At 72.2% G+C, this 12,095-nt stretch carries 12 protein-coding genes and 1 pseudogene; 1 reads left to right on the top strand and 12 read right to left on the bottom strand.

The genetic code is table 11. The features are described from left to right. The first annotated feature begins 211 nt into the window (after positions 1-211). Positions 212-973 carry a hypothetical protein gene (locus PE066_RS09890; RefSeq protein ID WP_271236375.1) on the top strand — a complete coding sequence of 254 codons (762 nt, stop codon included), beginning with the start codon at positions 212-214 and terminating at the stop codon, positions 971-973. 3 nt (positions 974-976) lie between these two features. Here PE066_RS09890 and PE066_RS09885 read toward each other — a convergent pair whose 3' ends face one another. The 12 genes and pseudogenes from PE066_RS09885 to gspG all read right to left on the bottom strand — a co-directional run bounded on the left by PE066_RS09885 (position 977) and on the right by gspG (position 12,091). Continuing rightward, a complete protein-coding gene (locus PE066_RS09885; RefSeq protein WP_271236374.1) occupies positions 977-1,879 on the bottom strand; it encodes an EamA family transporter in 903 nt (300 codons plus the stop codon). Positions 1,880-1,967: 88 nt separating this feature from the next. Beyond that, positions 1,968-2,945 (bottom strand): annotated as a pseudogene (locus tag PE066_RS09880) (acyl CoA:acetate/3-ketoacid CoA transferase); the annotation flags it as partial. Positions 2,946-3,006: 61 nt separating this feature from the next. Further along, a complete protein-coding gene (locus PE066_RS09875) occupies positions 3,007-4,401 on the bottom strand; it encodes a GspE/PulE family protein (protein ID WP_271236373.1) in 1,395 nt (464 codons plus the stop codon). Further along, the gene (gene gspD / locus PE066_RS09870) at positions 4,401-6,596 is read right to left on the bottom strand and encodes a type II secretion system secretin GspD (RefSeq protein WP_271236372.1); all 2,196 of its coding nucleotides are present in this window, start codon (positions 6,594-6,596) and stop codon (positions 4,401-4,403) included. The genes PE066_RS09875 and gspD overlap by 1 nt, the downstream gene beginning before the upstream one ends. Positions 6,597-6,601: 5 nt before the next feature. Next, positions 6,602-7,336, bottom strand: coding sequence for a type II secretion system protein N (gene gspN / locus PE066_RS09865; protein ID WP_336298456.1), 735 nt, complete (start codon positions 7,334-7,336; stop codon positions 6,602-6,604). A gap of 76 nt (positions 7,337-7,412) precedes the next feature. After that, positions 7,413-7,895 (bottom strand): type II secretion system protein GspM, encoded by a 483-nt coding sequence (gene gspM, locus PE066_RS09860; protein ID WP_271236371.1) that lies wholly within the window; start codon positions 7,893-7,895, stop codon positions 7,413-7,415. After that, the gene (gspL, locus tag PE066_RS09855) at positions 7,892-9,100 is read right to left on the bottom strand and encodes a type II secretion system protein GspL (protein WP_271236370.1); all 1,209 of its coding nucleotides are present in this window, start codon (positions 9,098-9,100) and stop codon (positions 7,892-7,894) included. The genes gspM and gspL overlap by 4 nt, the downstream gene beginning before the upstream one ends. A gap of 56 nt (positions 9,101-9,156) precedes the next feature. After that, positions 9,157-10,137, bottom strand: coding sequence for a type II secretion system minor pseudopilin GspK (gene gspK, locus PE066_RS09850; RefSeq protein ID WP_336298455.1), 981 nt, complete (start codon positions 10,135-10,137; stop codon positions 9,157-9,159). Beyond that, positions 10,134-10,835, bottom strand: coding sequence for a PulJ/GspJ family protein (locus PE066_RS09845; protein WP_271236369.1), 702 nt, complete (start codon positions 10,833-10,835; stop codon positions 10,134-10,136). Before PE066_RS09845 ends, gspK begins: the two co-directional genes overlap by 4 nt. 2 nt (positions 10,836-10,837) lie before the next feature. Beyond that, positions 10,838-11,200 carry a type II secretion system protein gene (locus tag PE066_RS09840; RefSeq protein WP_271236368.1) on the bottom strand — a complete coding sequence of 121 codons (363 nt, stop codon included), beginning with the start codon at positions 11,198-11,200 and terminating at the stop codon, positions 10,838-10,840. Further along, positions 11,197-11,676 carry a prepilin-type N-terminal cleavage/methylation domain-containing protein gene (locus tag PE066_RS09835; RefSeq protein ID WP_271236367.1) on the bottom strand — a complete coding sequence of 160 codons (480 nt, stop codon included), beginning with the start codon at positions 11,674-11,676 and terminating at the stop codon, positions 11,197-11,199. Before PE066_RS09835 ends, PE066_RS09840 begins: the two co-directional genes overlap by 4 nt. After that, the gene (gene gspG / locus PE066_RS09830; RefSeq protein ID WP_271236366.1) at positions 11,651-12,091 is read right to left on the bottom strand and encodes a type II secretion system major pseudopilin GspG; all 441 of its coding nucleotides are present in this window, start codon (positions 12,089-12,091) and stop codon (positions 11,651-11,653) included. Before gspG ends, PE066_RS09835 begins: the two co-directional genes overlap by 26 nt. Positions 12,092-12,095 lie beyond the last annotated feature (4 nt).

Below are 12,095 nucleotides of genomic sequence, written 5' to 3'. Positions count from 1 at the left end.
TCTTTCTGGAAGCCCCGCTTCGATCCCGGGCATTAGCGGGCCGGGGCGTCCGGAGCCGCTTGCCCGCGGATGGGCCTGAGCCTCGGGGAGCTCGCCAGTCTGCCCGCCGATCCGTTGGCGAACGCCTACGGCCAGCGGCACCGCCCGCCTACTTGCCCGGGCCGGGCTTGCTGCGACCGTGGCAACAGGTCAGCCGCCGCGGGAGGTTTCCATGGAGCAGCTTCGGACCGCTCGCCGCCGCCGGTGGGCGGACGCCAGCGCACCGGTGCCCGGCGGCCAATGGAGCATGGGCGATCGCTGGCCCCTGCTCGTATCCGTGCTGGCTGACGAACAGGCCGAGCTCCTGCGCGCCGTGCAGGCGCACCTGGGGCGTTCGGCCGGCGGCGCGCCGGCGTCGCAGGACGCATCGGCCCTGCAGGTGGCCGCCGACCGCTTGCACCACGCGAGCCGTCGCGCCCAGCAGATCACCCGGCTGGCCAGCGGGCGCGTGCGGCAGTACCGCGAACGCATCGACCTGTGCGACCTGGTGCTGGCGGTGCTGGCCGACCTCGGCGTCGACAGGGGACCCGAAGGTCCGGTGGCCGAGCTGGAGCTGGCGCCGGCCGAAGCCGTCATGGACGCCGCGGCGGCCTACACCGTGGTCGAGTGCCTGCTGGCATGGCTGCGGGCGCATGGCCGCGGCCTGGTCCTGAGAACCGAGCCGGCCAGGGGCCGCGCCGGCCCTGTCCTGAGCGCTGCCGGTCCGCGCGCTCCAGCGCACGAGACGGCGTCGGGGGAACCGCCGCGCCGCCGCATGGACGACGGGCTGGAATTGCTGCTGCTGCAGCAGGCGGTATGGGCCAGCGGCCTGACGCTGCGCATCCGGGCCGGAGCCGACATCAGCGCCCGCATCGGCTTCCCGCCGGCGCTGCCGGATGCCGACCTGCTCCGCCGGCTCGAGCTGCCGGCCCGGCAATCGGGCGCCGGCGGATGACGCTCAGCGTGTGGCGCCGGCCTTGGCCGTCGCACCGGCCGCTGCGCGCGGCCACAGCAGGTTGATCGCGAGGCCACCGATCACCAGGGCCGCGGCCGCCAGCTTCCAGGCCGGCAGCGGCTCGCCCAGCCAGAGGGCCGAGGCGCCGATGCCGAACACCGGGATCAGCAGCGCCAGCGGCGTCACGGTGGCCGCCGGGTAGCGCGAAAGCAGCCAGTTCCAGGCGGCATAGCCGAACAGCGAATTGGCCCAGGCCTGCCAGACGACCGCGGTCCACACGCCCGGCGAGGCCTGGCGCACGCCGGCAGCAATTGCGTCCCAGCCTTCCAGGGCCAGCGACAGCGCGAACAGCACCGGCACCGCGAACGCCGACGACCAGACCACGTAGGCCACCATGTTGATGCTGCCGGCGCGCTTGGTCAGGATGTTGCCGCCGGCCCAGGTGGCCGCCGCGCCCAGCACCATCAGCAAGCCGCCCGCGGTGGTGGACGCATCGGTGTGCCAGCCCACCACCGCCAGGCCGGCGGCCGACACCAGCACGGCCACGACCTGGAAGGCCCGCAGGCGCTCGCCGGTCAGCCACATGGCCAGCCCGATGGTGAAGAACACCTGGGTCTGCACCACCAGCGAGGCCAGGCCGGGCGAGATGTGGCCATTCATGGCGATGTACAGCAGGCCGAACTGGCCGGCGCCGATCAGCAATCCGTACCCCGCGAGGTTGGACAGGGCCACGCGTGGCCGCGGCAGGATGAACGCCGCCGGCACCAGGGCCAGGAAGAAGCGCAGCGTCGCCAGCAGCAGCGGGGGCAGCGCGTCCAGCGCCTCGCGGATGACGACGAAGTTGGTGCCCCAGACGGCGACGACGGCGAGCGCCAGCAGCGCGTGGGCGGGGGAGAGGCGGGACATCGGCGCACAGCATACGCGCGGGCGGTGCCCTCATTGATGACATCGGTCGCGCCGATCAATGCCGGCGCCCGTGCCTGGCAGCGACCGGCTACTGGCTGGAGGCCCGGCCGTCCAGCCGCGCCCGCAGGAACCCGCCGGTCCCATAGCGCGTGACCCGGCTGTAGTAACGCTGCGTGAGACGTCGGACCATTGCCGAGTAGTCGTCCAGCAGCGAAGGCAGCAGGCTGAAGTTGTCGTAGTTGACGACCACCGCCACCCGCTGCTGCTGCGACGCCAGCGGCTCCAGCAACTGCTGCACCGATCTTTCGATTGCCTCGATGTCCCGCGGCCGCTGCACGCTCAGGCCCTCGAAGTTGATGAACAGCAGGCGGTGCTCGCGATCCAGTTCGAAGCGCGAGCCGAGCGGGCGCTCCAGCAGGCGCTCGCGCAGCCCGATGCCGGCCTCGCCGAACAGCGCTGCGTCCATCAACTGCAGGTCGGCTGCGATTTCCGGCCGGAACGCCATCTGCGACAGGATGTCGCGCTCCAGCTCCACGCCAGGCGCGATCTCCACCAGCTCCAGCGCCCCCTGGCCGTCCGCGCCGGGCGCCAGCCGGAACACGCAGCGCTCGGTGACGTACAGCACGCGCTGGCCGCGTCGCAGCGCCTCACGGCCGCTGAAGGTGCGGTGCTCGACCTGCCCGACGAACTTGCGCAGCCTGCCTTCGCTGGCGATGCGCAGCTTGCCGCCTTCGACCTGCACCGCCAGGTCGCCCGCCGTGAAGGTGCCGACAAACACCACGGTCTTGGCGTTCTGGCTGATGTTAATGAAACCGCCGGCGCCCGCCAGCCGCGGGCCGAACTTGCTGACGTTCAGGTTGCCGCGGGCGTCGGCCTGCGCCAGGCCCAGCACCGCCAGGTCGAGACCGCCGCCGTCGTAGAAGTCGAACTGGCTGGGCTGGTCGATGATGGCCTGGGCATTGGTGGCGGCGCCGAACGACAGGCCGCTGGCCGGCACCCCGCCGATCACGCCGGGCTCGGCGGTGAGCGTCAGCAGGTCGATCACGCGCTCCTCGGCGGCTACTGCTGTCGGCCTGCGCTGACAGGCCAATCAGGCCACGCGCCGAATCCCGGCGCGCGGGACGCCCTCAGTCGCGCGTGACGCGCAGCACTTCTTCCGGCGAGGTAATGCCCTCGCGCACCAGCCGCTCGCCGTCCTCGCGCATCAGCGTCATGCCGGCGGCCATCGCGGCGGTGCGGATCTGCGCTTCCGGCGCCCGGTTGTGGATCAGGCCACGGATGGACTCGTCGGCCAGCATCAGCTCGAACACGCCGGTGCGGCCCTGGTAGCCGGTCTGGCCGCATTCGTCGCAGCCGCGGCCGCCGCAGTGCGGGCACAGCTTGCGCACCAGCCGCTGCGCCAGCACGCCCAGCAGCGACGAGCTGAGCAGGAAGGGCTCCACGCCCATGTCGGTCAGGCGCGTGACGGCGCTGGGCGCATCGTTGGTGTGCAGCGTGGCCAGCACCAGGTGGCCGGTGAGCGAGGCCTGGATGGCGATCTGCGCGGTCTCGTAGTCGCGGATCTCGCCGATCATGATCACGTCCGGGTCCTGCCGCAGGATGGCGCGCAGGGCCTTGGCGAAATCGAGGTCGATCTTGGCGTTGACCTGGGTCTGCCCGATGCCCGGCAACTCGTACTCGATCGGGTCTTCCACCGTCATGATGTTGCTGCTGGCGGCGTCCAGCCGCGACAGCGCCGCATACAGGGTGGTGGTCTTGCCCGAGCCGGTGGGCCCGGTCACCAGGATGATGCCGTGCGGCTGCGTGATCAGGCCCAGGAAGCGCTGCAGCGTCTCGCCGGTCATGCCGACCGACTCGAGGCTGAGCTTGCTCTCGCTCTTGTCCAGCAGCCGCAGCACGGCGCGCTCGCCGTGCGCGCTCGGCAGCGTTGACACGCGCACATCGACCGCGCGGGTGCCGATGCGCAGCGAGATGCGGCCGTCCTGCGGCAAGCGCTTCTCGGCGATGTCCAGGTCGGCCATGATCTTCAGGCGCGAGATCAGCGCCGCGTGCAGCGCGCGGTTGGGCTGCACCACCTCGCGCAGCGTGCCGTCGACCCGGAAGCGCACCGACGAGTGCCGCTCGTACGGCTCGATGTGGATGTCGCTGGCGCCGTCGCGCGCGGCCTGCGTCAGCAGCGCGTTGAGCATGCGGATGATGGGCGCGTCGTCGCTGGTCTCCAGCAGGTCCTCGACGGCCGGCAGCTCCTGCATCATGCGCGACAGGTCGGCCTCGCTCTGCACCTCGCTGACCACCGTGGCCGCGCTCGACTCGCCTTGCGCATAGGCGGCGCTGATGCGCTGGGCCAGCGCCGTGGGGTCGAGCTGCTGCAGCGCCCGCACCGGGTACTTGCGCATCACCTCGCTCCAGGCGCCGGCGGTGGGGCTGGCGCCATGCCACAGCGTGAGCGCCTGGCCATCGTCTTCCAGCAGCAACTGCTGGCTGCGCGCGAAGCTGTAGGGCAACGGGTAGCGGGCGGGCATCAGCGGGCCGGGGTATCGGGAGCGGCGGGCAGCGGCGCCGGTGCCGCTGCGGGGGCAGGCGTCACCGGCGTTCCCGGCGAAGGGGCATTCGGCGTGCCCGTTGCGGCCGGCTCGGGGCCAGTCGCCGGAATGCGCGAAGCGGGCGCCGGCAGCACGGCCGCCCCATTGACCGGAACCACGGCGCTGGGTGTGGGCTGGGCGGCTTCCTGCTTCAGCCGCATCAGGTCGTAGCGATCCAGCGACAGCTCGTCGGTCTGGGCGGCATCGCGCACCACGACCGGACGCAGGAAAACCATCAGGTTCGTCTTCCTGCGGCTGCGCGCCTCGCTGCGGAACAGGTTGCCGAGCACCGGCACGTCGCCCAGGCCGGGTACCTTTTCCTGGCTGCCCGAGTACTCGTCCTGCAGCAGGCCGCCCAGCACCACGACGGCCCCGTCGTCCACCAGCACGTTGGACTCGATCGACCGCTTGTTGGTGATCAGGCCGGTCGGCGAGTTGACCGAGGTCGCCTGCACGCTGGAGACCTCCTGGAAGATCTGCAGCTTCACGGTGCCGTTCTCGCTGATCTGCGGCTTGACACGCAGGGTGAGGCCGACGTCCTTGCGCTCGATGGTCTGGAACGGGTTGACCGCGCCGTTGGTGGCGCCGGTGTTGGTGAACTGGCCGGTGACGAAGGGCACGTTCTGGCCGATGACGATGCGCGCCTCCTCGTTGTCCAGCGTCAGCAGGTTGGGCGTGGACAGGATGTTGGCGTCGGCGTTGGACTCCAGGAAGCGGGCCAGCGCGCCCAGGATGTAGGTGCCGTTGATGTTGCGCAGCAAGCCCACGTTGATGCCGGTGGACGGCGCGCTGAGGTTGCCGCTGGCGGCGCCCAGCTGCAGGTTGACGATGTTGGCGCCGCCCACGCTGAAGTTGGTGCCCAGCACGCCGATGTTCTTGTCGCCCCGGTTGCCCAGCACGTTCTGCCACTGGATGCCGAATTCGGCCGCCTTGTCGGCGTTGACCTCGGCGATCAGGCTTTCGACGAAGACCTGGGCGCGGCGCGAATCGAGGCGGTCGATCACCGCGCGCAACTGGCGGTACTGCGGCTCGGCCGCAGTGATGATCAGTGAGTTGGTCGCCGGGTCGGCCTGGATCTGGCCGCCGGTGGACGGCTGCGCGGCCGGCTGGGCGGCCGCCGTCGCCGGATTGGCCGCTGCCGTGGCCGCGGCCGGGGTGCCCATGCTCGCCGTGCCCATCGACACCGGCAGCGTGCCGCCGGTGCCGGTGGCGCTGCTGGCGGTGGCCGCCATGCCCGCCAGCGCCGCGCGCAGCGTGGTGGCCAGCCGCACCGCATCCGCATTCTTCAGGTAGACCACGTAGATGTTGCCGGTGGGGCTCTGGACGCCGGGCTGGTCGAGCCGCTCGACGATGCTGCGCACCAGGTTCATGCGTGCCGGATTGGCCGCGCGCACGATCAGGCTGTTGCTGCGCGGCTCGGCGATGACCGTGGTGCGGAACGAGGTGTCGGCCTGGCCCTGCGCCGCGACCGGCACCGGGCCGCCGCCGCTGTCGACCAGTCGCTGCACCACCGGGGCCAGGTCGGGGGCCAGGGCGTGCTGCAGCGTGATGACTTCCACGCCGGTGGCGTTGGGCACGTCCAGCGCCGCGATGATCCGGCCGATGCGCTGCAGGTTGTCGGCGTAGTCGGTGATCACCAGCGAGTTGTTGCCCGGGTTCACGTTGATCGTGTTGTTGGGGCTGATCAGCGGTCGCAGCACGGGCACCAGGTTGTTGGCGGTTTCGTGGTTGAGCCGGAAGATCTGCGTGACGATCTGCGCGCCGCCCGGGGGCGAGCCGACCGAGACGGCGCCGCCCTGCAGCTTGGCGTCGGCCTCCGGGACCACCTTGAGCAGGCCGCCCGACTCCACCACCGTGAAGCCGGACAGGCGCAGGGTGGAGACGAACTGGTTGAACGCGGTCTGCGGCGGCACCGGCCGCTCGGTGGACAGCGACATCGTGCCCTTGACGCGCGGGTCCACCACGATGTTGCGCCCGGTGATCGCGGCCATCGTGCGGGCCACTGCCTCGATCTCGGCGTTGACGAAGTTCAGTGTCACCGGCTCACGCGCGCGCTGCGCATGGACCGCTGCGGCAGCGGCTGCCAGCATCACGAAGGCGGCCAGGGTGGCGAGGGCTCGGTGGAGTTTCTTCATGATGGTCAGCCTAAGGTGATGATGGAACGGGCGCCGTCGCGGCGGCCGATGATGTTCAGCAGGTTGGCCAGCGCCGCTTCGCGCTCGGGCGCGGCGCTGGCTTCGCCGGTGAAGCGCAGGCGCGAGGCCACCCACTGCCCGGTGCCCGACAGCCGCAGCGGCCCGTCGAGCGTGGACAGCTGCAGGCCGGGGACGTCGCCGCCCGCCAGCAGCAGCCGGTAGCTGCCCATGGGCCGCAGCGTGGTCAGGCGCGAGGCCATGCGCTCGGCCGTCAGCTCGGCCTGCCCGGCGACCGAAAGCCGGCCCTGGGCCCACCGCAGCTGCAGCGATTCGGTGCGCAGTGCCAGTTCGCCTTCCGGCTGCAGGGTGTTCCACGGGGTGCCCAGCCCGACCAGCAGCGAAGCGGGCCATTGCGAGCGGCCGTCGGCCACCCGCAGCGACCGGCTGTTCCAGCCCAGTCGCCAGTCGAGCGCCAGCGGCTCGGGCGTGCAGCAGTCGGTGGACAGCGTGGCGTGCACGCCGAGCAGCGCCGGCCGCAGCCGCCACTGCAGCCGCGATGGCAGCGTCGCCGCATCGCTGCTGCCGGCGCCGCCGGTCAGCACCAGCCGGGCCGAGCCGTTCCAGACCGTGCCGCGGGCATCCTGCAGCAGCACCTGGCCGCCGGTGGCGGCGGCCACGCGTGCAGCCAGCCACTGGGCCGGCACGAACAGCGCCAGCGCCAGCGCCAGGCCGAGCAGCACGCCGGTCCCGGCCCACCGCCACGGAGCGGCGGGGACGGAGGCCAGTTGCTTGCGCGCCACCGCGTGCCGCCTTCCCTCAGCGCGGCGGCAAGGTCAGCACCAGCGTGCCGTCCCAGCCTCCGGCCTGCGCGCGGGTCAGGCGCGCTTCGTTGGCCACGGCGCGGGCATTGACGCGCGCCTGCGCCAGCCACGCGGCCAGCGCCTCGGCCGGGGTGCCGGCCAGCGTCAGGGTCACCCGTTCGCCGGCCACCGTCATGCGGGCCGTCGTGCCCAGGCGCTCGCGCACCGAGGCTTCGAGCAGGCGCAGCGATTCGTCGTAGCCCTGCTTGGGCTGCGCCTTGAGCGCCTGGGCCTGCTGTTGCAGCGCGCCCATGCGGGCCAGCTGGGCATCCAGCTCACGGTGCTGCGCGCCGGCCGAGCGCGCCATCGACAACGCCGGTGCGACCGTCAATCCCCACAGCAAGGCCAGCAGCAGCAGGGCGGCCGCGCCGGCGATCAGCAGCTTCTCGCGCGGGGCCAGGGGCTGCCAGGCGGCCCGCCATTGCGCCGGCAGCTTCATGGCTGTGCCTCCGGCCGTACCACCAGCGTGTCGCCCTGCAAGGCGGCCGCATAGCCGCGGCCGCGCAAGGCCTGCACGAGGGGCTGCGCTTCGCCGTCGTTGGCAGCCAGCCCGCGCAGCCGCAGCTCGCTGCCGTTGTATTCGAGGCCGGTGGGCACCCGGCCGGGCGGGACGGCGGCGGCCACGGCCCCGAGCAAGGACTCCAGGTCGCGCGTCGAGGGCGCGCCGGTGAGCTGGCGCAGCGCCGCCACTTCCCGCTCCATCTGCACCGGCGCATCGACCACGGCGCGCACGTGGGGGAAGGTCTCGGTGAGGAGGGCCTGGGCGGCGGTGCGCTTGTCGGCCAGCGCCGCGCGTTCCTTCCAGGCCCAGGCATTCAGGCCGATCAACTGCACCGCGACCAGCAGCAGCGCGCCCCAGCGGGCCGCGCGCCACTGCGGCGCCCGCGCCAGCTCGGCCCAGGCCGCCGACAGTTTCTTGAAGGTGCGGGCGCGCCCGGTGCTGGCGAATTCCAGTTGCGCCAGGTCCCACCGGCTGCGCGCGGCCGCCAGCAGCCGTTCGGCCGGTGGTTGCAGCTGCGGCGGCTGCTGCAGCAGGTGCTCGGCCTGCGCCGCCACCGCCGGCTCGGCCGCGAAGGGGGTGTTCTCGGGCAGCGACGGCAGCAGCGCCAGCGAGGTCGCGGTCAGCGGCAGGGTGAACACGCCCTGGGCGCCGGCGCATACCAGGCGCGCGTCATCGGGCTCGCCCACCGCATACAGGACGCCTTCGCCTTCCGGCGCGAACTCCGGAACGACGCGCGTGGCCGGCCGCTGCACCGATTCGAACAACTGCAGCGCGTCGCGCAGCCAGGCGCGATCGCAGGCGGCCACCCAGGCTGCGCCTTCGGCGGGTGGCGCCGGCTCCAGCGCGAAGTGCAAGGTCTCGGGCTCGTCGAGCAGACGGTCCTCGAGCAGGCCTTCCAGCATCGCACGCAGCCGCGGCGAACGCGGGCCTGCGCCCTTGGGCAGTTCCACCCGGTGCCACGACAGCGCGGCGGCGGGTGCGACCAGCACCACCTCGCTGCCGGCACCGCTCGCAGCGGGCAGCAGCGCCGCCTGTGCGCTGCCCTGGCGGTCGATGCTGCGGCCGTCGGCCGATAGCGCATATGCGAGCTCGTTCTGGGCCGTGACGGGCGAAGCCGGAAGCAGGACGTAGAGCGAGCTCATGGGATTGGACGATTGTAGGGACGGCAGCAACTCTGCCGTTCCCTGCACCGCCTACTTCAGCGCGAGGCGAGCGATATCCGCTGGGTCGGCGGCGGCTCGAGCACGCCGCGCTCGCGCCGCAGGGTGCGCACTTCCAGGCCCTCGCGCTGCACCAGCGAGCGCTCTTCCACGACCAGCGTGTCCAGCCGCAGGCGGCCGCGCACCTCGAAGAAGCGCGACGACACGCCCACGGTGCCCTCGGTGAAGCCGCTGGCGTGCTGGGGCAGCAGCTTGGTGGCGTCGGTGACGCCGCGGAGCGGCTGCAGCGACCGACGGGCCACCAGCTCCTGGGCGTCGGCCAGGGTGAGGCCGCCGACGGCCGCATAGATGACTTCGGGCGCAGCCGTGTTGAGGTTGATGGTGGTGCGGGCCGGCAGCAGCGTGACGTAGGGCTTGAGCGTGGCCACCGTCGCCGGGCTGATGCCCAGCCAGGCCAGCTGGTCCACCTCCTGCGGCATCAGCGGCGCCTGCGGCGACGAGCGGTTGTCGGTGCTGATGTCGGAGGCGAAGCGCAGGTTCTCGGCGAGCCGGCTGAGCTCGGCGGCCGGCAGGCCCAGCAGCTCGAACAGCCGCTGGAAGCTGCGATAGCCGATCTCCGAGATGCGGCCGGCCTCGACCAGGTTGTTCAGGTTCAGCAGCGCCTGCTGATCCGTGATCTGCCCCGACAGGAACACGTTGTCGGCATCGGTGAGGGCCTCGCCGGCGCCGGTGCTGTCGGCCGCCAGGAAGGTCGACAGCCGCGCTTCCTGCAGCGGTACCGCCCAGGGTTCGGCCAGGTGGTCAGCGCCGCCGGCACGCGCGTCCTCGCGCAGGATGAGCCGCGACCAGTCGAGTGCGCCGGTCAGGATCCAGGACGCCTGCAGCCGCGCGCGCGTGGCCGCCTCGACCTCGACCGCACGCCATTGCTGCCACAGGGCGGCCGCGGCAAAGCTGGCCACCAGCGTGACCGTGAGCATCGCGGTCAGGATGGCTGCGCCTTGCTGCAAGGTGCGCTTCACGAGGACTTGCCTCCGCCCACCGTCGGCCGGACCCAGTCGTTCACCAGGTCGCCGCTGATGGCTTGTCCGCCCGACAGCGTCAGGATGATCCGCACGCCGTCGGGCAGTTGGGCGGTGCGGCTGACCGGTGCCGGGCGGCCCCCCGGCCCGGCTTCCTGCTCCTGGCTGGCATCGCTGGACAGCGGGTTGGTCCAGGCATTGCCGCGGAAGAAGAAGACCTGCCAGTCCTGCAGGCCGGTGACCGCGACGGCGCTGCCGTTGTCGCCGCCGGCCTGCTCCTGGGCCCAGGCATCGGCGCGGGTCCAGGCTTGCTCGACCTGCCCGCGGGTGGTCAGCGGCGGCGACTGCCAGCGCATCCAGCGACTGGCGCCGGCTTCGGTGCGCCGGCTCCAGCCGACCACCACCACGCCCTCGGCTTGCGCGGTGGCGGACTGTCGCGTGAGGCGCAGCACGCGCCCGTTCCATTCCAGCGCCGTGAACTGGGGCAACTGCACCAGTGCGTCCAGGTCGGTGCGCCACTGGGCCAGGCCGACCTGGAGCGCATGCACTTCGTCGGCTCTCTCTTCGGTCTGCTGCCGCGCCCGCACCATGCCGTCGAGCCCGCGCCAGCTCAGCACGGCCAGCAGCGACAGCGCGAACAAGGCCACGAGCAGCTCCACCAGCGTGAAGCCGCGCAGTGCGAACCGCCGGGGCCGCATCGCTAGTACCTCCCGACCACCGTGGACAGGCGCAGCACCGGGGAGGCCGCCTCGAACACCTGGGCGTCGACCCGCAGGAAGTTCGGGTTGGGCGTGGGCGCGACGGTGACGGCCACCTCGAAATCGACGTTGCCCTGGCGGCAGGCGGCGCGGCGCGTGCCGATGCCCGGCATCTGCCGCGCGAGGCGCACGGCCACCAGTTCGTTCTCGGCGCACAGCTGCGCCAGCAGCACGCTGGACTGGCGCCATGCGTTGGTGGTGAGCGCCGCCGTGGCCTGCAGGCCCGCGACCAGGGCGATGGCCACGATGCCCAGGGCCACCAGCACCTCGATCAGGGTGAAGCCGGCGCTGCGGCGGGGTGTCATGGCACGCCCTGCTGCCGGATCTCGAACGGGCGCACGCCGTCGGTGCCGATGCGCAGCGCGCGGCCCGGTGCGGTCGTGGAAGCGATCAGCACTTCCTGCCGGCCGATGATGGGCTCGGGACCGAGCACCACCCGGGTGCCGTCCTGCACCACGGTGCCGCTGTCCAGCCAATGGTCGGGCAGGGCGCCCTCGGGCAGGCCCTCGAAGCGGAAGCCGCCCTGCGCCGCATGCCAGACCACCGGGCGGCCGCTGCTGCGCGATTGGGCGCGGGCCGATTCGAACAGGGCCGCGAGCCGCTGGCCCTCGCGCTCGAGCTGCACGCCCGAGCTGTCGCGAAGGGCCAGGCTGACCCCGGCCGTGGCGGCGGCGATGATGGCCACCACCACCAGCAGTTCGATCAGCGTGAAGCCGGCGGTGCGCGCCGCGGCGGTCCGCAAGGGGTGGCCGGACTCACTGCCAGGAGCCGATGTCCGCATTCTTGCCCTCGCCGCCCGGCTGGCCGTCGGCGCCGTACGACATCACGTCGATCTCGCCCTTGATGCCGGGATTGAGGTACTGGTACGGCCGGCCCCACGGGTCGTTGGGCAGCCGCTCGAGGTAGGGCTTCCAGTTGGGCGGCGTCGGGCCGGCGCTCGGGCGGGCCACCAGCGCGTTCAGGCCCTGTTCCGCCGTCGGATAGCGCTGGTTGTCCAGCCGATACAGCTTGAGGGCCTGCATCAGGTTGTTGACATCGGTGCGGGCCGCCGTGACGCGCGCGTCGTCGGCGCGGTCCAGCACGTTGGGCACGATCAGCGCCGCGAGCACGCCGATGATGACCAGCACCACCATCAATTCGATCAGCGTGAAGCCGCGCTGGAGCAGGCGGCGCGAAGCAGTGAACAGCGTCGTCATCAAA

The organism is Ramlibacter tataouinensis, assembly GCF_027941915.1.
Lineage (GTDB): Bacteria > Pseudomonadota > Gammaproteobacteria > Burkholderiales > Burkholderiaceae_C > Ramlibacter > Ramlibacter tataouinensis_C.
This window is presented reverse-complemented; position numbering and strand designations above follow the sequence as displayed.

Coding starts and splice junctions, on each gene's coding strand:
- PE066_RS09890 (WP_271236375.1), top strand. CDS start 212: ATGGAGCAGCTTCGGACCGCTCGCCGCCGCCGGTGGGCGGACGCCAGC.
- PE066_RS09885 (WP_271236374.1), bottom strand. CDS start 1,879: ATGTCCCGCCTCTCCCCCGCCCACGCGCTGCTGGCGCTCGCCGTCGTC.
- PE066_RS09875 (WP_271236373.1), bottom strand. CDS start 4,401: ATGCCCGCCCGCTACCCGTTGCCCTACAGCTTCGCGCGCAGCCAGCAG.
- gspD (WP_271236372.1), bottom strand. CDS start 6,596: ATGAAGAAACTCCACCGAGCCCTCGCCACCCTGGCCGCCTTCGTGATG.
- gspM (WP_271236371.1), bottom strand. CDS start 7,895: ATGAAGCTGCCGGCGCAATGGCGGGCCGCCTGGCAGCCCCTGGCCCCG.
- gspL (WP_271236370.1), bottom strand. CDS start 9,100: ATGAGCTCGCTCTACGTCCTGCTTCCGGCTTCGCCCGTCACGGCCCAG.
- PE066_RS09845 (WP_271236369.1), bottom strand. CDS start 10,835: ATGCGGCCCCGGCGGTTCGCACTGCGCGGCTTCACGCTGGTGGAGCTG.
- PE066_RS09840 (WP_271236368.1), bottom strand. CDS start 11,200: ATGACACCCCGCCGCAGCGCCGGCTTCACCCTGATCGAGGTGCTGGTG.
- PE066_RS09835 (WP_271236367.1), bottom strand. CDS start 11,676: ATGCGGACATCGGCTCCTGGCAGTGAGTCCGGCCACCCCTTGCGGACC.
- gspG (WP_271236366.1), bottom strand. CDS start 12,091: ATGACGACGCTGTTCACTGCTTCGCGCCGCCTGCTCCAGCGCGGCTTC.